The organism is Streptomyces sp. LaBMicrA B280 (assembly GCF_049222185.1).
GTDB classification, from domain to species: domain Bacteria; phylum Actinomycetota; class Actinomycetes; order Streptomycetales; family Streptomycetaceae; genus Streptomyces; species Streptomyces murinus.
In genome coordinates, this window is sequence record NZ_JBMJCT010000001.1 from 222,376 (window position 1) to 243,582 (window position 21,207).

Annotated in this window: 17 protein-coding genes and 1 pseudogene; 10 read left to right on the top strand and 8 right to left on the bottom strand. The window is 74.6% G+C overall.

Annotation, left to right across the window (positions count from 1 at the left end; all coding sequences use genetic code 11):
• Positions 1-33: 33 nt before the first annotated feature.
• A complete protein-coding gene (locus ACLF5H_RS00990) occupies positions 34-1,203 on the top strand; it encodes an XdhC family protein (protein WP_421674154.1) in 1,170 nt (389 codons plus the stop codon).
• Between the two features lie 635 nt (positions 1,204-1,838).
• Positions 1,839-2,480 (top strand): LysE family translocator, encoded by a 642-nt coding sequence (locus ACLF5H_RS00995; RefSeq protein ID WP_421674155.1) that lies wholly within the window; start codon positions 1,839-1,841, stop codon positions 2,478-2,480.
• A 44-nt stretch (positions 2,481-2,524) separates the two neighbouring features.
• Here ACLF5H_RS00995 and ACLF5H_RS01000 read toward each other — a convergent pair whose 3' ends face one another.
• Genes ACLF5H_RS01000 through ACLF5H_RS01010 form a run of 3 tightly spaced genes read right to left on the bottom strand, consistent with a single transcriptional unit; the run spans position 2,525 to position 5,659 of the window.
• On the bottom strand, positions 2,525-3,244 hold the full coding sequence (locus tag ACLF5H_RS01000) for an ABC transporter permease (protein ID WP_421674156.1): 720 nt from the start codon (positions 3,242-3,244) through the stop codon (positions 2,525-2,527).
• On the bottom strand, positions 3,198-4,970 hold the full coding sequence (locus ACLF5H_RS01005; protein ID WP_421674157.1) for an ABC transporter permease: 1,773 nt from the start codon (positions 4,968-4,970) through the stop codon (positions 3,198-3,200). Before ACLF5H_RS01005 ends, ACLF5H_RS01000 begins: the two co-directional genes overlap by 47 nt.
• A complete protein-coding gene (locus ACLF5H_RS01010; RefSeq protein WP_421674158.1) occupies positions 4,967-5,659 on the bottom strand; it encodes an ABC transporter ATP-binding protein in 693 nt (230 codons plus the stop codon). Before ACLF5H_RS01010 ends, ACLF5H_RS01005 begins: the two co-directional genes overlap by 4 nt.
• 221 nt (positions 5,660-5,880) lie before the next feature.
• Here ACLF5H_RS01010 and ACLF5H_RS01015 point away from each other — a divergent pair, with 221 nt between their 5' ends.
• Complete coding sequence (locus ACLF5H_RS01015) at positions 5,881-7,242, top strand: sensor histidine kinase (protein ID WP_421674159.1); 1,362 nt, start codon at positions 5,881-5,883, stop codon at positions 7,240-7,242.
• On the top strand, positions 7,239-7,925 hold the full coding sequence (locus tag ACLF5H_RS01020; RefSeq protein WP_421674160.1) for a response regulator: 687 nt from the start codon (positions 7,239-7,241) through the stop codon (positions 7,923-7,925). Before ACLF5H_RS01015 ends, ACLF5H_RS01020 begins: the two co-directional genes overlap by 4 nt.
• Positions 7,926-7,935: 10 nt before the next feature.
• On the opposite strand, the gene ACLF5H_RS01025 is transcribed toward ACLF5H_RS01020, so the two are convergent.
• Both ACLF5H_RS01025 and ACLF5H_RS01030 read right to left on the bottom strand, forming a co-directional pair.
• Positions 7,936-8,376 (bottom strand): SRPBCC family protein, encoded by a 441-nt coding sequence (locus ACLF5H_RS01025; RefSeq protein WP_421674161.1) that lies wholly within the window; start codon positions 8,374-8,376, stop codon positions 7,936-7,938.
• A 77-nt stretch (positions 8,377-8,453) separates the two neighbouring features.
• Positions 8,454-9,224, bottom strand: a complete 771-nt coding sequence (locus tag ACLF5H_RS01030) for a polysaccharide deacetylase family protein (RefSeq protein WP_421674221.1) — start codon at positions 9,222-9,224, stop codon at positions 8,454-8,456.
• A gap of 198 nt (positions 9,225-9,422) precedes the next feature.
• Between ACLF5H_RS01030 and ACLF5H_RS01035 the strand changes: the two are divergent.
• From ACLF5H_RS01035 to ACLF5H_RS01055, 5 genes and pseudogenes are all read left to right on the top strand, one after another.
• A pseudogene (locus ACLF5H_RS01035) lies at positions 9,423-9,908 on the top strand (trypsin-like serine peptidase); the annotation flags it as partial.
• A 1,453-nt stretch (positions 9,909-11,361) separates the two neighbouring features.
• Complete coding sequence (locus tag ACLF5H_RS01040; protein ID WP_421674162.1) at positions 11,362-13,605, top strand: tetratricopeptide repeat protein; 2,244 nt, start codon at positions 11,362-11,364, stop codon at positions 13,603-13,605.
• A gap of 31 nt (positions 13,606-13,636) precedes the next feature.
• Complete coding sequence (locus ACLF5H_RS01045) at positions 13,637-15,133, top strand: VWA domain-containing protein (RefSeq protein WP_421674163.1); 1,497 nt, start codon at positions 13,637-13,639, stop codon at positions 15,131-15,133.
• Positions 15,130-16,140: a hypothetical protein gene (locus ACLF5H_RS01050; RefSeq protein WP_421674164.1), complete on the top strand. Its 1,011-nt coding sequence runs from the start codon at positions 15,130-15,132 to the stop codon at positions 16,138-16,140. Before ACLF5H_RS01045 ends, ACLF5H_RS01050 begins: the two co-directional genes overlap by 4 nt.
• A complete protein-coding gene (locus tag ACLF5H_RS01055; RefSeq protein ID WP_421674165.1) occupies positions 16,137-17,408 on the top strand; it encodes an ABC transporter substrate-binding protein in 1,272 nt (423 codons plus the stop codon). Before ACLF5H_RS01050 ends, ACLF5H_RS01055 begins: the two co-directional genes overlap by 4 nt.
• A 37-nt stretch (positions 17,409-17,445) precedes the next feature.
• On the opposite strand, the gene ACLF5H_RS01060 is transcribed toward ACLF5H_RS01055, so the two are convergent.
• Positions 17,446-18,288 (bottom strand): patatin-like phospholipase family protein, encoded by an 843-nt coding sequence (locus tag ACLF5H_RS01060; protein ID WP_421674166.1) that lies wholly within the window; start codon positions 18,286-18,288, stop codon positions 17,446-17,448.
• A 112-nt stretch (positions 18,289-18,400) separates the two neighbouring features.
• Positions 18,401-19,237 carry a helix-turn-helix transcriptional regulator gene (locus tag ACLF5H_RS01065; protein WP_421674167.1) on the bottom strand — a complete coding sequence of 279 codons (837 nt, stop codon included), beginning with the start codon at positions 19,235-19,237 and terminating at the stop codon, positions 18,401-18,403.
• 138 nt (positions 19,238-19,375) lie between these two features.
• Here ACLF5H_RS01065 and ACLF5H_RS01070 point away from each other — a divergent pair, with 138 nt between their 5' ends.
• On the top strand, positions 19,376-20,155 hold the full coding sequence (locus ACLF5H_RS01070; RefSeq protein ID WP_421674168.1) for an NAD(P)H-dependent oxidoreductase: 780 nt from the start codon (positions 19,376-19,378) through the stop codon (positions 20,153-20,155).
• A gap of 116 nt (positions 20,156-20,271) precedes the next feature.
• On the opposite strand, the gene ACLF5H_RS01075 is transcribed toward ACLF5H_RS01070, so the two are convergent.
• On the bottom strand, positions 20,272-21,063 hold the full coding sequence (locus ACLF5H_RS01075; protein WP_421674169.1) for a S1 family peptidase: 792 nt from the start codon (positions 21,061-21,063) through the stop codon (positions 20,272-20,274).
• Between the last annotated feature and the right edge of the window lie 144 nt (positions 21,064-21,207).

Sequence of the window (21,207 nt, forward strand, 5' to 3'; positions counted from 1 at the left end):
TCACCGGCAACCACCCTTTGAGGAGACCGACAGATGCTGGACATCGCCGAGGAGTTGAACCGTTGGGTCGGCCAGGGGCGTGACTTCGCGGTCGCCACCGTCGTGGCGGTCGGCGGCAGCGCGCCCCGGCAGCCCGGCGCCGCGCTCGCGGTGGACGCCGACGGCACCGCCATCGGCTCGGTCTCCGGCGGTTGTGTGGAGGGCGCGGTGTACGAGCTGTGCCGACAGGCGCTGAAGGACGGCGAGACCGTCCTCGAACGCTTCGGGTACAGCGACGAGGACGCCTTCGCGGTCGGCCTGACCTGCGGCGGCGTCATCGACATCCTGGTGACTCCGGTCCGGGCGGACGACCCCGCCCGGCCGGTGATCGCGGCCACGCTGGCCGCCGCCGCCGGTGGCCGGGCGGCGGCGCTCGCCCGGATCGTTGCGGGCCCGCTCGCCCGGATCGTGGCGGGCCCGGCCGGCCTCCCCGGCCGCGCCCTGCTCGTGCGGCCCGACGGCTCGTACGACGGCGGTTACGGCGCCCACCCCGAGCTGGACCGCACCGTCGCCGCCGAGGCCCGCGCCCTTCTGGACGGGGGCCGCACCGGGACCCTGGAGATCGGCGCCCGGGGCGCGCGCTGCGGGGCGCCGGTCACCGTCCTGGTGGAGTCCTCCGTGCCCCCGCCCCGGATGATCGTCTTCGGCGCGATCGACTTCGCCTCGGCCCTGGTCCGGGTCGGCAAGTTCCTCGGCTACCACGTCACCGTGTGCGACGCCCGCCCGGTCTTCGCCACCCGCACCCGCTTCCCGGAGGCCGACGAGATCGTGGTCGAGTGGCCCCACACCTATCTGGAGCGCACCGGGACCGACGGCCGTACCGTCCTGTGCGTCCTCACCCATGACGCCAAGTTCGACGTACCGCTCCTGAAGGTGGCGCTGCGCCTCCCGGTCGCCTACGTCGGCGCGATGGGCTCCCGCCGCACCCACCTCGACCGCGCCCGCCGCCTGCGCGAAGTCGGCCTCACCGAGCGCGAGTTGGCCCGCCTGCGGTCCCCGATCGGCCTGGACCTCGGCGCCCGTACGCCCGAGGAGACGGCCCTGTCGATCGCCGCAGAGATCATCGCCACCCGCCGCGGCGGCACCGGCACCACCCTGACCGGCGGCCACACCCCGATCCACCACGACCCGACACCCCACCCCCGCATCGACTCGGTGGCATGACCCCACCCATATCGCCCGCCCGGCCCGGCCCCTGAAACCTGGCCCACCGCGAACCGCCGGTCCACCGCGAACTGCCGGGCCCTCCTGACACCCGAGCCCGCGCGTGCCGCCCCCGGCCTGCCGCGCCCCAAGCCCCGCCCGCCCCGAGAGCCCCGGGCCCTCGCGCGCCTCCGGTTCCTGAGAGACGCGGGCTGCCGCGTGCCGCTTGGTCCGGTGAAACCCCCGGCTGCCGTGTGTCGCTTGACCCGGTGAAATCCCGGCCGCCGCACGCCGCTCGGCCTGGTGAGACCCCGGCCACCGCACGCCGCTCGGCCCCTGCGGAATCCGGGCCTTCGCGTGTCGCCCGGCTCCGAGGAATCCGGGTCGCCGTATGCCGCTCGGTCCCCGTGAATCCTGAACTGCCGTGTGCCGCTCGGCACGGCGAAGCCCCGGCCCCCGGTGTGTCCCCCGGTCTTCGGGAGACCGGGCCCCCGCGCGTCGTCCGGCCCCGAGAGCCCGGGGTCGCCGTGTGCTGCTCGGCCCCTGCGAAACCTGAGCTGCCGTGTGCCGCCCGGCCCCCGACCGCCCCGGGCCTTCGGGTGCTGCCCCCCGAAAAGCGATTGCCGTCCGTCCCGGGCCCTGTGTTCCATGAGGGCATGGTCTCCCTCGACCGGCTGGTCGCCTTCTCGGTGTTGGCCCTTGTGCTGATCGTGATACCCGGTCCGAGCGTGCTCTTCGTCGTCGGGCGGGCCCTCGCGCACGGTCGTCGGGCCGCGCTGACCACGGTCGCCGGGAACACCCTCGGCGCGTACGTCCTCGTCGCCGCCGTGGCCCTCGGCATCGGACCGGTGGTGGAACGCTCGGTCCCGCTCTTCACCGCGCTCAAGCTCGCGGGCGCCGCCTACCTGGTCCACCTCGGCGTCAAGGCATGGCGGCAACGCGGTTCGCTGCGGGCCGCGTTCGCTCGGTCCGGCCCCCCGCGGCGAGGTGGTCTGCGTACCCTCGGCGAGGGCTTCGCGGTCGGTGTGGCGAACCCCAAGACGATGGTGTTCTTCGCCGCCGTACTGCCCCAGTTCGTGGACCGCGCCCAGGGGCACGTGCCCCTCCAGATGCTGCTGCTCGGCCTGGTCTTCAATGTCATCGCGCTGGTCTCGGACAGCGTCTGGGGCCTCGTCGCCTCCGCCGCCCGCGACTGGTTCGCCCGCTCGCCCCGCCGGCTGTCCGCGGTCGGCGGCGTCGGCGGACTGGCGATGATCGGCCTGGGCGTGACCGTGGCGGTGACGGGCCGCAAGGACTGAACTCCCGCCCCGGTCAAGGCCTTCGGCGGGCCAACCGCCCGACGTCACTCGGTGCGCAGTGCGATCGCCGTACGGGTCCGGGCCGCCCAGCCGGCCGGGACCAGCGCGCCCAGTATCGCGAGCGTGACCCCGCCCAGCCCCAGCAGGAGCAACTGGACCGGCGTGTACACCTCCAGGACCGGCGGTGGCATACGGGTGCCGACCGCGTGCCCCATGACCGGGACGACGAGGCGGTGCAGCGCCCAGCCCGCCGGCACCCCCAGCAGCGCGCCGCTCGCGCCGACCGCGGTCACCGAGGCGAGCACCAGGCCGACGGTCTGCCGCGGTGTCATACCGATCGCCTTGCAGACGCCCAGCTCATGGACGCGTTCCCGGGTGTCCAGGACGACGGAGTCGAGTACACCGAGTCCGGCGACGCAGACAAGCATGAGGGTGAGCAGCACCGCGATGGCGTCCATGACGAGGAGGACCCCCTTGTGCTCCGCCGGGGAGACGGTCGTCGCGTCGCCGCCCAGCGGACGCACCACCGCCGCGAGCCCGCGGGCGTACTCGTCCGCCGAAACGCCCGGCTCCAGTTCGAGGAAGAAGGAACTGGGCTCGGCCGCCGGGAAGTCGGCCATGTCCGCGTGGATCCGCATCCCGTCGCCCGAGGTGTCGAAGGACTCGCCCACGATCCGCAGATCGACGCTCCGGTTCCGGTAGGTCGTCCGCACCCTGTCACCGATCCGGGTACTGGTGCGTTCCAGGAACCGGGTGGGCACCACGACCTGCCCCTTGCCGGTGAGCCAGTGGCCGGAGAGCAGCTCGTAGCCGCCGTCGCGCGCGTCGCCCTGGTACAGATCGGCCCGGACCGGGCCGGAGACCCCGGCGACCAGGACCTCGGTCCGTAGCTTCCCGTAGTACGACTTCAGGCCGGGCCGCGACCTGATGGCGGACCGCACCCGCCCCGGGTCGGCCGCCCCCGCCCTGGACGTCCGGCTCGCGCCGCCGCTTACGGGAGACGGGACCGCCCCGCCGCCCACGGCGGGCGGCGGCGGGGCCCCCTCCGCCCACGGCGGGCGGCGGCGGGGCGGCGGCATCGCCCGGCCCGGCCGTCGTGACCGTGACCGCGGCCCGGCTCTCCGGATCCTGCGCCGCGCCGACCGCGCTCAGGGACGAGGTCAGCCCCACCGCGAAGGTCGCCGCGACCGTGCCGAACGCCACGGCGAGCAGCATCGCCAGCGCACGGACGGGATGGGTGAAGGGGGTGGCGAGACCATAGGTCACGGGCCGTGGCAGCGGCAGCCGCCGCAGCACCCGGTGTACCCGCCGCCCGCGCCCCGCGCGCGGCGCCCGGCCCACCGCGAGGGCCTCCACCGTACGGAGCCTCCCGGCCCGTCGCGCGGGAACCAGTGCCGCGAGCCCCACCACGAGCAGGGCGGCGGCCGGCACCGCCACGTCCACCCACCAGGCCACCGAGAGCGAGGCCGTGCCGTACACCGACGCCGTGTCCGCGAGCAGCGGCCCGGCCAGGAGGTCGCCCAGCAGGACCCCCAGGGCGATCCCGGCGCCGGCCGGAATCATCGCCTGGGCCACGTAGGCGCGGACGACCTCGCGCGGAGTGAAGCCGACGGCCTTGAGGACACCGATCCTGCGCAGACCGGTGCCGACCGCACCACTGACCACGCTGCCGACGATGACCACCGACAGCACGAGGCCGAGCACACCGAAGGCCAGCACGAACGGGATCGTCGCCGCCGCGCCCTGGTTCGCGGCGCGCCTGGTGTCCAGCCAGGACTGCGTACCCAGCAGCGCCCCCGGACCCACGGCCGCGGCGAGCTTCGCCCGGTCGGCGCGGATCTGCCCCGCGGTGGCCGCGGAGCCGAAGCGGTAGAGCATCTGGCTCGTGAGGCGACCGCCCCGCGACGCCAGCGCGTCGACCTGCGCCGGACTCGCCCAGGCGTCGGCGGTCCTGCCCACCGACACGGCGAAGCCGACGACCGAGAGGGCCGGGGCGTCCGCCGAGTCCGAGGCCCTGAGGGCGGAGCCGAGCTCGACGCCCGGCCCCTCGAACGACGCGCTGAGCACGATCTCGCCCGGCTCGCGCGCCCACCGGCCGGACCTCAGCTCCACGCGGTCCACGTCCGCGTTCGCGGCCGGCCGCCCGACCAGGGTCAGCGCCGGCAGCGGGAAACCCGCGCGGTCCACCGGGCGCAGCGTGAGGGCCGGGTACGGTCCCGCGGCGGCGGTGACGCCGGTCAGCTTCCCGGTCCGCGCCAGCCCTGCCGCACTCGTCCTCGCCGGATCGAACTCGGCGGTGAGATGCGCGCCCCGCTGCCGGGCGAAGGCGTGGTCGAAGGGCGCGGCCGAGGCGGCCATCAGCGACCCGGCGACGACGGCCGAGGCCACGGCCATCATCGTGGCCACGGCGACGACCACGGTCCGGGTGCGCCGCCGCCCCACCCCGGAGCGGACGACCCGGCCCAGCGCGCGATTCCCGGACCGGCTCATCGGGCGGCCCGCGCGGGCGTGTCGAGGGCGAGGCGCCCGTCGACCAGGTGGATCGTGCGGCTCGCGCATGCCTGCGCCAGCGCCGGGTCATGGGTCACCAGCACGATGGTCTGGCCGCCGCGGTGCAGGTCGTCCAGCAGATCGCGGACATCGTGGCCCGAGGCGGTGTCGAGCGCGCCGGTGGGTTCGTCGGCGAGCAGCAGCGCGGGCCGGTTGATCAACGCCCGTGCGATACCGACGCGTTGGCGCTCCCCTCCGGACAGCCGGCCCGGGTGGGCGCGGGCATGCCTCTGGATGCCCAGCCGCTCCATGAGCTCATCGGCGCGGGCCGCGGTGGCGCGTCGGCCGCCCCCGGCCAGCTGGGCCGGCAACTGGATGTTGTCGGCGACGGTGAGGTCGTCGAGGAGATGGAAGAACTGGAAGACGATGCCGATGTGCGCGCGGCGGAACCTGGCGAGGGAGTGCTCGCTCAAGCGGTCGATCCGCCGCCCGGCCACGGTCACGGTGCCGTCCGTCGGCCTGTCCAGCCCGGCGACGAGGTTCAGCAGCGTGGACTTGCCGCTGCCGGAGGGGCCCGTCACGGCGAGGGCCTCGCCCTCGGCGACACCGAGCGTGAGCGGTCCGAGCGCCGGGGCACCGGCGCCGTCGTAGCGCTTCGCCACGCCCTCGAGTTCGATCACTTGGCTCATACGGCTTGTCCGTCCTTGCGGTCGCGGGAGACACATGTCGTTGCCGGCCCAGCGAACCTAGAAGCGGGGGCCCGCGGCGCGCGTCGGCCGCACAGCCGACATCGAGGCCTTCCTGCGGCGGGGCCCCTCGGGCAGCCCTCCTCAAGGAGTAGTCCTCGGGGACAACCCCCTGGTCGTGCGGGTGGACGTGGGCGGGGCGCCGAGCACACCACAATGTGCGGATGGAGACGGAAGCCCCGCGCGGCCGGTGGCACAAGCTGGTCGACGCGCTGCGCCCCGAGGCGAAGGCCGCCCCGCCGACCGGGCGGGCGGTGCGCGTCGACGCGGCGCTGGCGCTCGCCCTGACCGCCGTCGCCCTGTTCGTCGCGCTGCGCCATCCCGGCAGTGGGCCGCTGGACACCGCACCGCCCACGGTCGACGTGGGGACCGGGGTGCCGGCCCCGCCGCCGCCCGGCCCGGACCGGGCCCCCGTCGCGCAGCACCTTCCCCCCGTACCCTGGGTCCTCGTCGTCCTGTCGACGCTGCCGCTGGCACTGCGGCGCCGGTACGCGCTGACCGTCTTCATGACCGTGCTGGCCGCGGCCCTGGCCATCGGCGACGCCGCCTCCTGGATCACCGTCACGGCCTGTGTCGTCGGCGCCTACAGCGCCGTCGTGCACAGCCGTTTCCGGGTCATGGCGATCGCCGTCCTGGTGGCCGCCGCCCTGCTGTCCGGCTTCGCCTTCCGGCACGCGGACCCCGTGGTCCCCGGATGGTCGAGCCCGGGCTTCGTCCTGCTGGTGGCCGGGATGCTGGCCAGCCTCGTCCGCCTGCTCCAGCTGCGGCTGACCGCGAGCCGGGACCGGATCACCGAGCTGAAGGCGGCTCAGGAGGCGGCCGAGCGGCGGGCCGTGGCGGAGGAGCGCGCCCGGATCGCCGCCGAACTGCACGACGTGGTGAGCCACAATGTGAGCGTGATGGTGATCCAAGCGGGCGCGGCCCGCAAGGTGATGGACATGGCGCCCGAGCAGTCCAAGGAGGCCCTGCTCGCCGTCGAGGCGGGCGGCCGGGCGGCCATGGCCGAACTGCGCCATGTGATGGGCCTGCTGACGGCCCCGGACTATGAACGGCCCGACGGCCTGGAGCCCCAGCCCGGCCTCGCGCGGCTCGACGCGCTGGTCGCCCGGGTACGCGCCGCCGGGACACCCGTGGACCTCGACCTCTCGCTGCCGCCGCGACCGCTGCCACCGGGGGTGGACCTCGCGGCGTACCGCGTGGTGCAGGAGGCGCTCACCAACACGATCAAACACGCGCCCGGCGCGCAGGCGTACGTCCGCGTCGGCCACACCGACGACGGCCTGGAGATCGAGATCACGGACACGGGGGGCACGGACACCGGGGGCACGGAGACCGGAGGCAGGGACACCAGGGGCAGGGACACCAGGGGCACGGACGGCTCCCCGGCGGTGCGCGGCAGCGGCAGCGGCCGCGGCCACCTGGGACTGCGCGAGCGACTGGCCGTCTACCGGGGCGAGTTGACGACCGGCTCGACACCGGCCGGCGGCTACCGGGTCACGGCCCGCATCCCGAGGAGCGCGCGATGACGGCGGACCGGCCGGCGCTGCGCGCCGTCATCGCGGACGACCAGGCCCTCGTACGCACCGGCTTCAGGATGATCCTGGCCGCGGACGGCATCGAGGTGACGGCCGAGGCGGCCGACGGGGCCGAGGCCGTCGCCGCGGTGCGTGCCACACGGCCCGACATCGTCCTCATGGACATCCGGATGCCCGGCACGGACGGCATCGAGGCCACCCGGCTCATCCTCGACGGCGACGGCCCGCAGGAGACCCGGGTCGTCATCCTCACCACGTACGACCTCGACCACTACGTCTACGCCGCGCTCACGGCCGGCGCCAGCGGCTTCCTGCTCAAGAGCGTCACCCCCGAACACCTGGTCGCCGCGCTCCGCCTGGTGCGCGCCGGTGACGCGCTCCTCGCGCCCTCGATCACCCGTCGGCTGATCGAGCGCTTCGCCCGTCCCGAGGAACCCCGGACCCTCGCCCCCCACCGCGACCTGTCCGGCCTGACCCCGCGCGAACTGGAGGTGCTGCGACTGCTCGCGACCGGTCTCAGCAACGCCGAACTCGCCTCCCGGCTCTTCCTGAGCCACACCACGGTCAAGAGCCACGTCGGCCGCATCCTGTCGAAGCTGGACCTGCGCGACCGCGTCCAAGCCGTCGTCCTCGCCTATGAGACGGGCCTGATCACCCCGGGCCGAGGAGCCTGACGTCCGGCGCTCACGCCCGCCTGAGCAGCCGGTTCACTCCGCGCCCGAACACGACGCGGGCCATGCGCGTGACCACGCCGTCGAACGCCCGGGGCAGGAAACGCACCCGCAGCTCCTCCTGCCACACCACCCGGCTGCGGCCCCCGGGGCCCGGCACGACCTCGATCCGCGCCCAGCCGAGGACGACCCGGCCCCGCTTCTCCAGCCGGCACATCCCGCCCTCGTCGCCCGCGGGCGGGCGCCAGACGGTCACCTCCATGGTGTCGTCCAGGGCGAGCGGCCCGACGCCCGTGCGCGCCGTGAAGCGGGTGCCCACCTGGGTCGGGCCGGGGGTGAGCACCCTGATCCGGGTCAGCGGCACGGCGACGGTGTGGCGGGGCCACTCGGTGATCCGGCGCCACGCCTCGTCCAGCGGGAGCGGCACGGTCCGGGTGAGGGAGAAGGTCGGCACGTGCCGATCGTAGGCAATGACCCGCGCGCGCCCGGGAGTTCGGCCCCGGCTCACCCGGTCGGCCCATTTCGCGGGGCTCAGGGCCGGTAGACCTTGCCCGGCTCGGCCCTGCCCGGGGCGAGGAGCTGGGGGACCGTCACGAAGGTGTACCCGCGCTTCTTGAGGGCGTCGATGATGCCCGGTACGGCGGGCACGGTGCCGGAGTAGATGTCGTGCAGCAGGATGATCCCGTCCCGGTCGGCCTGGTCGAGGACGCGCTTGGTGATGAGCGCCGAGTCGGTCGTCGCGTAGTCCTTGGCGGTGACGCTCCACAGGACCTCCGCGAGCCCCAACTCCTTGCAGATGTCGTGGATGTTGGCGTCCGTACGGCCCTGCGGCGGGCGCATCAGCGTGGGCTTGCGCCCGGTGATCCGCTTGATCGCGTCGTTCGGCCGCCGCAACTCCTCGCGCACCTGGTCGTCGGATATGTCCGTGAGGATCTTGTGGTCCCAGGTGTGGCTTGCCACCTCGTGACCCTCGTCCGACATGCGCTTGACCAGCTGCGGGTACTTCTCGATGTGCCGCTTGCCGAGCAGGAAGAACGTCGCGTGGACCTTCTTCTCCTTCAGGATGTCCAGCAGTCTGGGGGAGTTCTCGCTGGGGCCCGCGTCGAAGGTCAGCGCGATGCACTTGGCCTTGCGGCAGTCGACGCCGCCGCCGAAGCTCGCCGGCGCCCCCTGCGCCGCCTCCTTGCGCGCGTCGCTCGGCGAGGTGGTGTCGACCTGCGCGCAGCCGGTCAGCGCCAGCGCCATGCCGACGGCGGCCGAGACGAGCGTCGCCGGACGGAACCCGCGGCGCCGTTCCCGCATCTTGTCTGTCGCGGACACCGGCGTACGGGTTTTCTTGCTCGAAGGAAACATGCCGGGACTATACACATATTTTATAGTTCATTTGTTCGAATATGGGAGAACCTTCACATAAAACTCCCCGGCGCCCGAGCCGCCGACTCGTACGCGGTCACGGCACACCGGTAGTTCCCCGCCGGTGCGGGGAGTAGCCTCGGCACCATGACGCGCACGGGGGAGCGAGCCGTCAAGTCCCGCTTACGCACGCCGACATGGATCGCCCGCATCGAGGCACCGGACGGCGAGGTGCTCGGTGCCGGGGTGCTGCTCGCCCCCGACCGGGTGCTCACCGCGGGCCATGTCGTCGCCCCGGGCACGCGGTACGCCGTACGGCTCGTCGGCGTGCCCGGACAGGGTGCGGTCACCGCGACCGTCCGCCCGGACGAACACGTACCGGAGCAGGAGGACGCGTTCGGCGACCGCAGCGGCGACCTCGCCCTGCTGCGCCTCGCGGAACCCCTGCCCGCCGAACACACCACCCGCCTCTACCGGTTGGCCTCGCCGCACGGACCGGTGAGCATGTACGGCTTCCCGGCTGGCGACGACGGCGGCCGCTGGCACGGCGCCACCCTGGTCGCCGCCCGCGGCCGGGACAGCCGGGTGCAGCTGCGCCCGCTCACCCCCGGCGAGCTGGCCGCCCCCGGGTTCAGCGGCGGCGGAGTCGTCGACCACGCCACCGACCAGGTGATCGGGATCGTGCTCAGCGTGGACGAGGGGCAGGTCTCCGCCTTCAGCCAGATGAGCCCCACCGAGACCATCCTCAGCCATCTCCCGCAGGCCGCCGCCTGGACCGACGGCGCCTCCGCGGTCGACCCCCGGCTGCGCAGCCGGGCACCGAGCGGCGCCGGGCGCCTCGACGTGCCCTTCGCCACCGAACTCGCCGGATGGTTCCGGGGCGAGGGCTGGCCGGTGCTCGTCACCGTCGTACCGGCCCGCGGCGACCGCGCCTTCACCCTGGAGCGGGCCGTCACCCTCGCCGACCGCGAACTGCGCACCCAGCGCAACACCAGCGCCTTCAGCCACGACCCGCCCGAGACCGTGCCCCCGGCCGGTGCGCACGATCTCGCCCTGGACGTACGGCAGTTGACGGCCGGGCAGGTCATGGACCGCATCGCCGAGCGCCTCGGTATCCGCGACGACCCCCGGCCCGAACGGCTCACCACCCTGCGCGTCCCGCTCGCCGCCGTCCTCGTCGGCGTCGACCGGAGCGCCGACCCCGACGCCCTGCTTGCCCTGTTGGACCGGCTCGCCCGGCACGGGGCCAGGCTGCTGCTGGTCCATCGCGGCCGGGGCGGCCGGGCCGCCCAGGCCGCCGAGTCCCTGGTGCACCGGCCGCTGCGCGAGCGCTGGTCCCACCTCTCCGCCCAACTCGACCGCATCGTGGATGAGTTGGGGCCCGCGCTGGACGCCCGCCGGGACCGGGTGACCGCCGGGCCCGGCGCCGAGCCGCTGCTGGACCAGGCCGAGGCCGCCGTCGGCCGCAGCCTGATCTTGCGCGCCTGGATCGCCCACAGCTCGGAACAGGACCGCGAACCCCGGCGCGCCGACCTGCTGTTCACCTTCGAGGACGCCGCCGAACGCCGCGCCCGGCGCCTGGAAGCGGCCCTCGGCCTGCTCGACGCCCGGCTGCGCCGCTGGACGGAACTCCGCGGCCGGGTCACCGCCCAGTGGCCGCTGTGCCGCCGCCGCGCCGAGGAACAGGGCGACCGGGTGCTGGAGGCCTACCGGCTCTACGAGGCCGCGCTCCTCCTGCTGCGGCAGACACCCTGCGACATCGAGCGGGCGGAGGCCGCCGCGGACCGGTTCATCGGGTTCTGCTCGCAGGCGGCCGGGGCGAGAGGGCCTGCCGGGGCGAGGGGCCCGGCAGGGGAGAAGGACGACGCGGTGCCGTGCGGCGCGGTCGACTCCGGTGACAACGACCGGGGTCCGGGCGGCGAGAGCCCGCGCGACGGGGGCTTTGGGGGCGCGTCCCCCGCCGATCCGCCAGGGCCCCCGGCCCGTCCCCCTGAGCCCCCCGCCCCACCCCCCGAACACGCCCGCACCCCCGACCACCCCCGCCTCCCCGCCGTAGCGCCACCGACCCCCGAGCGGAGCGCGGCTCATGACCACCTCCTGCGTCCGCCCCGGATGCGCGGGCCGCATCATGGGGACCGGCTACTGCGACACCTGCGGGCACCGGCACATCGAGCCGCGCAGCGCACCGCTCGGCGCCCCGGCCGCGCCGCCGCCCGCCGTGGTCGAGGAGAGCCCGGGACCGCCGACCGTGCACGCCGTCGCCGGCGTCGGCGAACTCGACCAGCACGCACTGGTCGTCCTGCCCGAGGTGCCCGAACCCGACGACGTCCTGCTGGTCGAGGACCCGCGCCCGCCCACCGAGGGCCGCCGCTGCGGCACGGACGGCTGCGGCATGCTCATCGGGGTGGGGTACGGCGGTCAGCCCGCCCGCGCCACCGGCCGCTGCCCCCGCTGCGGCACGCCGTACTCCTTCCTGCCCCAACTGGCCCGGGGCGACCTGGTCGCCGGGCACTACCGGGTCCTCGGCTGCCTGGCGCGCGGCGGCCTCGGCTGGATCCATCTCGCCGAGGACACCCGCGCCGAGGGCCACCGCGTCGTCCTCAAGAGCCAGATCGACGCGGGCGGCGCCCTCGCCCGCCGTACCGCCGTCGAGGAGCGCCGTTCCCTCACCGAACTGCACCACCCGGACATCGTGCGGATCATCACGTACGCCGATCACCGGCCGCCGGGCGGGACGTCCACCGGCTATCTGGTCATGGACTACATCGGCGGCCGGTCCCTGCAACAGCTCTTCGACGCCGACGACATCGAGCGCGTCTTCCACGGCCGCCCCCGCCTCGACCACGTCCTCAGCTACGGCTGCAAGATCCTCGGCGCGCTGGAGTACATGCACGAACGGGGCCTGCTCTACTGCGACATGAAGCCCGCCAACGTGATCCACTTCGGGCGGGCCGTGAAGGTCATCGACCTCGGCGCGGTCCGCGCGCTCGGCGACCGCGCGTCCGCGTATGTGTACACGGCGACGTTCGCGCCGCCGAAGGCGGAGATCGAACGGCGCGGCTGGCACGTCGACAGCGACCTCTACACCGTCGGCATGACCCTCCAGGCGCTGGCCCGCGGCACCGAACCGGCCCGCGGGCTCGCGCACGACTCCTTTCGGCGCCTCGTCGATCGCGCCACGCACCCCGAACCCCGGGCCCGGTTCCGGTCGGCCGCCGAGATGTCCCGCCAACTCTGGGAGGTCCTGCGGGAGTTCCGCTCGCTCCAGTTCGGGGAGCAACTGCCCGAGAGCTCCACCCGGTTCCGTGCCACCGGTGCCAGCCTCGACGCCGGGCTCGGCGCGATCCCCGCCCTGGACCACTGGACCGCCCGCACCGGCGCGCGCCCGGCCGAGCTGGACGTGTCCCCGCCGTCGCCCGCCGAGGTCGCCGGTGCCCTGCCGGAACCGGTCCCCGATCCCGCCGACGGCGCCGCCCTGGTCCTGGACACCTTCTCGCCCGACGCCCCCGACCAGGTGGCCCGGCAGTGGCCCCGCGACTCCCGCCTCGGCACCCCGGAGACCGCGCTGTGGCTGTGCCGCGCCTATCTCAGGGGCGGCGACCGGGACGCGGCCGCCGACTGGCTCACCGAGGCCGAGACCCAGCTCGGCGAGCGCGCCGCCGCCCATGACTGGCGGATCGCCTGGCACCGGGGCGTCCTGCACCTCGGCAAGGGCGAGGTCGGGCCGGCCGGTGCCCGGTTCGAGGCCGTGTACCGGGCGCTGCCCGGCGAGTACGTGCCCAAGCTCGCCCTCGGCCACCGCGCCGAGCACGGCGCCCGCACCGCACGCGCCATGCGCTTCTACGAGGCCGTGTGGAAACGGGACAGCGCGCACACCGCCGCCGCCTTCGGGCTCGCCCGCGGCCATCTGGCCGGTGGCGACCGGGATGCCGCCGTGCGCGTCCTGGACGGCGTACCGGCCACCTCGCGCCACCACGACGCCGCCCGGGTCGCCGCCGTCCGTATCCGCGCCGGTGTCATCGGCGGACTGCCGCCCACCCCCGCCGACCTGGCCGACGCGGCCCGGCGGCTGCCCGAACTGCGCCTGGACGGCGGCGCCGAGGACGGCGAGTCCCGGGCCCGGCTGGTCGCCGAGGTCCGGGAGAACACGCTGGGCGGCGGCGCGGCGGCCTGGCCGTCCGGGAGCCTCCTGGGGCCCGGCGACGAGCGCGGCCTGCGCATCCTGCTCGAACACTCCTTCCGTCAGCTGGCCGCCCAGGCCCGCACCGCCCCGGAACACGGCCGACTGCTCGATCTGGCCCACTCCGTACGGCCGTTGACCACCTTCTGAGGACGCCCATGACTCCCGCGGAGAGACCCCGATGACCGTGGCCGAACCGATCGAGGTGACCCTGGAGGTCGGCCAGGAGAAGGACCTGCCCGCCGAGCCGTACGCCCAGGGCGAGGGCGCGGAACGGGAGATGCACGCCATCCTGGAGATCGGTGTGCGCGGCCACGGCGGCGCCGCCCTCGCCGGGGCACGGACGCCGGGCGGCGGGCCCGCGCTCGCCGAGGTGCTGATCGTGGACACCTCCCGCTCCATGCTCTTCCCGCCCGCCAAGCTGCACGCGGCCAAGGACGCCACCGCGGCCGCCGTCCGGCTGCTGCCCGAGGGGACCGCCTTCGCCGTGCTCTCCGGCGACTTCCACGCCTCCGTCGTGCACCCAGGCCCCGACCACCCGGGGCTCGCCGTCGCGGGGCCGGGCGAACGCGCCGCCGCCGTACGGGCCGTACGCATCCTCGACGCCGACGGCGGTACGGCCATCGGCACCTGGCTCGACCTCGCGCGCCGGCTGCTGAAGGACCACCCCGCACCGGTCAAGCACGTCCTGCTGCTCACCGACGGCCGCAACGAGCACGACCACCGGGCCGCCATGACCCTGGAGACCGCGCTGGACGCCTGCGAGGGCCGCTTCGTCTGCGACGCCTGGGGCATCGGCGACGACTGGGACGCCGAACTGCTGCTGCGCATCACCCGACGGCTGCACGGCCGCGCCGGAGCCGTCCGCGAGGAGGCCGAACTGACGGCCGCCTACGAGGAGTTGGTGACCGGCCTGCTCGGCACGGCGGTGCCCGAGCTGCGGATCAGGCTCACCCCCACCCCCGGCACCGTCGTCCGCCAGGTCAAACAGGTCGTCCCCGGCGAACAGGAACTGCCGCCCGCCCACGGCGCCGGACGCGGCACCGAGTACATCACCCGCGCCTGGGGCGAGGAGGTACGGCACTTCCAGGTGGTGCTGGCCGCCGACCCGACCGGCCGGGAGCGCGGCGAGGACCTCCAACTGGCCGCCGTGGAGGTCGTCGTACCCGACTTCGGGCATCCGGTACGGCTGCCCCGCCCGCGCCCCGTCCTGGTGCGCTGGACCGACAACCCGCTCGACGCCTCCCGGCGGCATCCCGGGGTGCGCCGGCAGGAGCTGTACCGGCAGGCCGGTGCCGCCGTCGCCCGCGCCTACCGGGCCTGGCTGCGCGGCACCGAGGGCCGCGCCACCGCGGACCGCGAACTCACCCGGGCCCTGCGCCTGGCGGATGAACTCGGCGACCCCCAACTCCGCGACGCGCTGCGCCGGATCGAGGACACCCCCGGCGGCGGCCGGATCCGCACCGGTCTGAAGGACGTCGACTGGCAGCACCTGATCCTCTCCAGCGCCCTGACCACCCCGCCCCGCCCCCCGGCCGCGGGACCGCCGCCCGGCCCCGGCGTCCCCCCGGACCCCGACGCCCTCGTGGAGTGCCCGGGGTGCGGCTGGCTCGGCCCGGCCGACTCCGTGTACTGCGGCGGCGAGTGCGGCCGCCGCCTGGACGGACCGTCGGCATGAGCGCGGGCACGGACCCCGTCCGCGACGGCCGCCTACCCGCCACGGACGGCATCGGCGACGGCGACGGGGGCGGACGGCGGGCGCCGGGGGAGCGGGCGGGCGGCAGCACGACCGCCCACGACCTGGCCGTCCGCCACCGCCTGCTGCTCGCCCTGTCCGCGCTGCTGACGCTCTCCCTCTTCCTGTCCTACGAGGGGGTGCACGGCGACGCCGATCCGCTGCGCACCTCCAGCGCCCCTGCGGTGCTCTCCCTCGACACCGCCCTGTACGCCCTCGGGCAGGCCGAGGCGGACGCCGGTGCCGCGACCCCCACCAGCGACTTCCAGAAGCAGATCTCGGTCGCCGCGCAGAGCGTCGCCGCCGTAGCCGGTGACGATGCCGGGGGACCGTCGGGACGCCAGGCGCTCCAGACCGTGGCCGCGCTGATCACCGTCTACGTGGTCGAGGTGCAGCAGGCCCAACGCCAGCCCGCCGGGAGCGTGTTGCGCGAGGCGTACCTCAGCTACGCGACGAGCGTCCTGGCGGACCCGGGCTCCGGGATACTGCCCCGGCTGAAGGCCCTCCAGGCGCAGCGGCGCGCGGCCGTGCACCGGCAGACCTCCTTCGGACCGCTGCTGTGGTGCGGCTGGGCCGCGACGCTGCTGCTCGCGCTCGCGCTGGTCTGCTGCCTGCTGGAGACCCAGCTGTTCCTGCGCCGCCGCTTCCGGCGCCGCTACAACCGGGGCCTGCTCGCCGCCGGCGCGCTGCTCGCGGCCGGGCTCGCCGTCACGCTGCTGTTCACGGTGTGGACGCACGCGGGGATGACGGACACCCGGCGACTGCTCGACCGCCCGCTGTCCGGGCGGGAACTCAACCACGCGGGGCGGGCGACCGCCGCGTACCTGGCGGACACCGGTCTGCGTGCCGCGGCTGCCGGGTGGATCCTGATCGGAGGCATCCTGGTCATGGCACTGGCCGAGGCGGGACTGCGGCGGCACATCGACGAGTACCGGTTCAGGCCCCGGTGAGCGGGCGAGTGCGCGGCCGTACCCGGGTGGTCGCCGTGGTGGCGAGCTGCCTCGTCCTGCTGGCGGCGGCCGTCGTGCTGGGGGTCCGGGCCGTCGGCCGGGAGCCGACCGTCACCCTGCTGGCGAACTGGACGGGCCCCGACGAGGCGAACCTGCGCCGCGCGGTGATCGAACCCTTCGAGCGCGAGTACCACGTGCACGTGGACTACCAGGGCAGCTCGGCCGAGAGCCAGGTGCTCGGCGCCGATGTCGAGGCCGGGACGCCGCCGGACGTGGTGGTGCTGACCGGGCCCGGTGAACTCGCCGACTACGCGGGCCACAAGCAGCTCCAGCCGCTCGACGGGCTGATCCCCGGGCGGGACTTCGGCACGTCCTGGGCGACCCCGCTCGCGGACGGGCATGTGTACTGGTTTCCGCTCAAGGCCGACCTCAAGAGCATCGTCTGGTACCCGGCGGGCACCGGCGAGGGGCAGCGCCGCGCGGCCCGGGACGATCCGGCGCAGTGGTGCGTGGGGATGGGCTCCGGCGCGACCAGCGGCTGGCCGGGCACCGACTGGATCGAGGACATCCTGCTCCAGCAACTCGGGCCGCGCGTCTACCAGTCGTGGGCGAGCGGGGCGCTGTCCTGGCGCTCGCCCGAGGTGCGGCGGGCCTGGACGACCTGGGGCCGCCTCATGGGCGCGGGCACGTCGGAGAAGCTGCTGCGCCGCACCCTGAAGACGGACTACGCGCAGGCCTCCGCACCGGTCACGGCCACCCCCCGGGGCTGCACGCTCGAACACCAGGCGTCCTTCATCCGCACCCGGTCCGCCGCCTGGAAGCGGGCCGACGGCCGCTACGTCCCCTCGGCCGACCTCATCCCGGGCGCCACCGCCAAGGACTCCTGGGAGGTCTCCGGCGACCTGGTCGCCCTCCTGCACGCCACCGAGCAGGCGAAGCGGCTGATCCGCTATCTGTCTTCCCCGGCCGCCCAACGCGCCTGGGCCGACGCCGAGTCCGCCTTCTCCGTCGACACCGGGGCCCGGCCCGCCGCCACCGGCCCCACCTGGCGTCAGACCCTCGACGAGACCCTCCGCTCCCCGGCCGCCACGCACTGCTTCGACGCCTCCGACGCCATGCCGCCCACCGTCCGCGACGCCTTCGCCGAAGCCACCATCGACTACCTGGCCCACCCCGCCCGTCTCGCGTCCCTGCTCAGCACGTTGGACACGCTGAGGTCGGCGCCGGGACAGACCTGGCTGCCGTCGGTGTGCGACCAAGTGCCCTGAGGGGGAGGGGGTTTGGAGGGGGTGGGCCGGTCGCCCGTCAGGCCGTCGCCCACTCCAGCCTCAGCTTCCGCCCCTGCGCACGGCCCGCCCGCGCCGCCGGTTCCCGGGTCGCCGGGTCCAGCGGGTTGGCGCCGATCGCGGTGGCCGAGGCCTCGTCCGGGCCGACGACGGCGACCTCGGCGCCCTCGGCACGCAGGCCCGCGACCGTGTCGTCCAACGCGTGGTCGCTCGGCAGGGGCTCGACGGGACCCAGCGGGACGAGGACCAGGACCCGGGCGGCGCCCGCGGCGAGGTCGGCGTTGGCCATGGAGCGGACACCGCCGTCGATGTAGCGGCGCCCGGCGATCGTCACCGGCGGCCACACCCCCGGAACGGCGCAGCTGGCGGCGACCGCGTCGACCAGCGGCACGCCCGAGTCGCGGTCGAAGACCCGCGTGTCACCGGTCTCCGCGTCGACCGCGACCACCCGCAACGCCCGCCGCGGCCAGTCGTGTTCGGGCAGCCGGGACTCGATCACCGCGAGCCGCTCCGGCTCACCGACCGTTCGCGTGGCCAGGGCCACCCGGCCGACCGCGCTGCGCAGCTGAGCCGACGAGGACGCCGTGGCCATCGTGGCGCCGATCTGCGCGGCGAACCTCTCGATGTCCATCTCGGCCGTGATCTCGCGGGCCTGCAACGAAGGCTCCACCTGCCGCGCGAACAGCTCCTCCACGCCGAGCCCGCTGCCCAGTTGGGCCGCGACGGTCGCGCCCGCGGAGGTGCCCACCAGCAACCCGGCCCCGGTGACGTCCTGCCCGGCATCGGCGAGTCCCGCGAGCAGCCCGGTCATCCAGGCGATCCCGCCCACACCGCCGCCGCCCAGCACCAACGCCTCGGTCATCTCAGCTCCTTCAGCAGTCTTCGACGCCGCACCGGCATCGCCGGCCGCAGGAGGAACCCTTCCCTCCGCCGTCCCCGTCCAAGGTCCCCGCCGGGTAAAAGCCCCGGAAGGATCAGACGGCGTCCGGCACGAGCGGGCCGGCGGTGGCGCCGAGCGCGGCCAGCAGCCGCAGCCCGTCGTGGTCGGCGCTGCCCGGCGCGGCCGACTGCACGACCAGCTCGGTGCCCGCGCAGTCCGGCAGGACGAAGTTCTCCTGGTGCAGCTCCAGGCGGCCGACCGAGGGATGCCGGTAGACCTTGCGGCCGTGGGTGCGGGTACGGACGTCGGCGCGCGCCCACAGCTGACGGAAACGGTCGCTGTGCATGGCGAGTTCGCCGATGAGGGCCGCCAGTTCGGGATCGTCGGGGCAGCGGCCCGCGGCCAGCCGCAGATGGCCGACGGCGTCGAGGGCGCAGCCCTCCCAGTCGGCGAGCAGCGCGCGCCCCTCCTCGTACAGGAAGACGTGCCGGGCGATGTTCAGCCCCTCGACGGAACGGCCGTAGAGCAGATCGGCGAGCCGGTTCGCGGCCAGGACCGTCATCCGGTGGTCGATGAGGAACGCGGGCGCGTCGCCGACGAGTTCCAGCACCCGCAGCAGTTCGGGCCGTGGCCGCGCGACCGACGGCCGCCGCCGCGGCCGCCCGGGGCGGTTCGCGAGCCGGTGCAGATGCTCGCGTTCCACCTCGTCCAGATGGAGGGTTCGGGCGAGCGCGTCGAGCACCTGGGCCGAGGGCCGGCGCGCCCGCCCCTGTTCGAGCCGGACGTAGTAGTCGACGCTCACCCCCGACAGCTGGGCGACCTCCTCGCGCCGCAGCCCGCTGACCCGGCGGCGGGTGTCGGCGTGCAGGCCGACGGACTCCGGGCGGACCCGGGCCCGACGTGTGCGCAGGAAGTCCGCGAGATCGTCCATCGCCCCAGTATCCGTGCCGGACAACCTGGTTGGGTGGCCCTGCCGGTACCAGGAACAGCGGACCTGGGGAACGAGCGCCCCTGAACCGCGCCGCCGGATCCCGCGAGGATCGAAGCCCCGACGATCCGAGGAGCGGATATGAAGGTCTTCATCGTGCACGCCCACCCCGAGCGCCGGTCGCTGAACGGCGCGCTCACCGACATCGCCGTGGAGACGCTGACCGGCGCGGGCCACGAGGTCCGGGTCAGCGATCTGTACGCGATGCGCTGGAAGTCCACCGTCGACGCCGCCGACTTCGGCCCCGCCGCCTCCGATCCGCTGGCCGTCGTACCCGACTCCGGACGTGCCTACGAGAGCGGCGCGCTCGCCGCCGACATCCGCGCGGAACAGGAGAAGCTGCGGTGGGCCGACACCGTGATCCTCCAGTTCCCGCTGTGGTGGTACACGATGCCCGCGATCCTCAAGGGCTGGGTGGACCGCGTCTTCACCTACGGCTTCGGCTACGGCGTGGGCGAGCACAGCGACACCCGGTACGGCGACCGCTTCGGCGAGGGCGCCCTGCAGGGCAAGCGCGCCATGCTGTCGGTGACGGTCGGCGGCCCCGAGGCCCACTACTCCGACCGCGGCATCAACGGCCCGATCGACGACCTGCTGTTCCCCGTCCAGCACGGCATCCTCTACCACCCCGGCATGGCGGTGCTGCCGCCGTTCGTGCTGTACCGCGCGGGGCGGATGGCACCCGAGGACTTCGCGGCGGCGGCCGGGCGGTGGCGCGAGCGGCTGCTGTCCCTGGAGGAGACCGAGCCCGTCCCCTACCGCGCACAGAACGGCGGGGACTACGAGATCCCGGTGGTCCGGCTGCGCCCGGGACTGGAGAAGCCGGGCCGCAGCGGATTCGCCCTGCACCTCGCCGAGTAGCGCCGCGCGCGTGGGCGCGGGCCGTGGAAGTGGAAAGGGAGGCGCTGCGGGCTGCTCGTGGTCGCTCGCAACGCCCCCCTGGCCTTACCCGAGGGGTACTCGGGAGATCTTCCGGGTCACGAGTTCACCTGTGCGGTGACCTGGTCCGCGAAGGTGGCCAGCCGGGTGTAGACACCCGGGTAGCCCGCCTCCGCGCACCCCTCGCCCCAAGAAGTGATCCCTGCCAGGACGCCCCCGATGAGCAGGGGACCGCCGCTGTCGCCCTGGCAGGTGTCTACGCCGCCGGAACTGAGCCCGGCGCACACCATGTCGGACTGCACGTAGTCCGAACCGTAGGAGGAACGGCAACTGGCGTCGGACACGAGCGGTACGGTCGCGGTCCGCAGCTGGTTGGAGGAGCTGCCGTTCTCCGAAGTCGTTCCCCAGCCGAGGATCCGCGCCGTGGTACCGGCCGCGTACACCCCCGTCTGGGAGGAGGAGACGTACGACACCGGCTTGTACGGCATCGACGTCGACAGGGTCAGCACGGCCACGTCGTCGCCGTTGGTGGCGTCGGTGTAGTCCGGGTTCACCCAGATCTTGCTGACCTTGCTCACCGTGCCGTCGCTGCCGTTGAGCTTGGTACGGCCGCCGACGACGCGGACGCCGGCTGGGGTTTCACCGGCCATGCAGTGCGCGGCCGTCACCACCTTGGTGGCGGCGACCAGGGTGCCGCCGCAGAACTGGCTGCCGGAGGCGTCCGTGATCTGCATGACGAACGGGTACGCCGTGGTGGTGGTCGTCGTACCGCCGACAATGGGCTGGGGAGCCGCGCTCGCCGTGGGGGAGGCGAGCAGCGCGGTCGTCGCGGCGGCGGCGGTGGCCACCAGGATCGCGGCGGTGCGTCTGGCACGTGTGGGCCCGAACATGAGTCTCCTCAGTGGGGTTGCACCGGTGGGGGGTTCGCACGGGTAGGGGGGTTGTGCACGGTGGTGGGGGGTGGGTCCGACCCCCTGTACCCGGGCGAGCGGTACGCCCATTACGCTAGGTCCCGGAAGCTTCGGCTCCCAATG

What these genes read in the sequence shown, in the direction of transcription:
- ACLF5H_RS00990 (WP_421674154.1), top strand. Translation starts at nt 34, where the DNA reads ATGCTGGACATCGCCGAGGAGTTGAACCGTTGGGTCGGCCAGGGGCGT.
- ACLF5H_RS00995 (WP_421674155.1), top strand. Translation starts at nt 1,839, where the DNA reads ATGGTCTCCCTCGACCGGCTGGTCGCCTTCTCGGTGTTGGCCCTTGTG.
- ACLF5H_RS01005 (WP_421674157.1), bottom strand. Translation starts at nt 4,970, where the DNA reads ATGAGCCGGTCCGGGAATCGCGCGCTGGGCCGGGTCGTCCGCTCCGGG.
- ACLF5H_RS01010 (WP_421674158.1), bottom strand. Translation starts at nt 5,659, where the DNA reads ATGAGCCAAGTGATCGAACTCGAGGGCGTGGCGAAGCGCTACGACGGC.
- ACLF5H_RS01015 (WP_421674159.1), top strand. Translation starts at nt 5,881, where the DNA reads ATGGAGACGGAAGCCCCGCGCGGCCGGTGGCACAAGCTGGTCGACGCG.
- ACLF5H_RS01020 (WP_421674160.1), top strand. Translation starts at nt 7,239, where the DNA reads ATGACGGCGGACCGGCCGGCGCTGCGCGCCGTCATCGCGGACGACCAG.
- ACLF5H_RS01030 (WP_421674221.1), bottom strand. Translation starts at nt 9,224, where the DNA reads ATGCGGGAACGGCGCCGCGGGTTCCGTCCGGCGACGCTCGTCTCGGCC.
- ACLF5H_RS01040 (WP_421674162.1), top strand. Translation starts at nt 11,362, where the DNA reads ATGACCACCTCCTGCGTCCGCCCCGGATGCGCGGGCCGCATCATGGGG.
- ACLF5H_RS01045 (WP_421674163.1), top strand. Translation starts at nt 13,637, where the DNA reads ATGACCGTGGCCGAACCGATCGAGGTGACCCTGGAGGTCGGCCAGGAG.
- ACLF5H_RS01050 (WP_421674164.1), top strand. Translation starts at nt 15,130, where the DNA reads ATGAGCGCGGGCACGGACCCCGTCCGCGACGGCCGCCTACCCGCCACG.
- ACLF5H_RS01060 (WP_421674166.1), bottom strand. Translation starts at nt 18,288, where the DNA reads ATGACCGAGGCGTTGGTGCTGGGCGGCGGCGGTGTGGGCGGGATCGCC.
- ACLF5H_RS01065 (WP_421674167.1), bottom strand. Translation starts at nt 19,237, where the DNA reads ATGGACGATCTCGCGGACTTCCTGCGCACACGTCGGGCCCGGGTCCGC.
- ACLF5H_RS01070 (WP_421674168.1), top strand. Translation starts at nt 19,376, where the DNA reads ATGAAGGTCTTCATCGTGCACGCCCACCCCGAGCGCCGGTCGCTGAAC.
- ACLF5H_RS01075 (WP_421674169.1), bottom strand. Translation starts at nt 21,063, where the DNA reads ATGTTCGGGCCCACACGTGCCAGACGCACCGCCGCGATCCTGGTGGCC.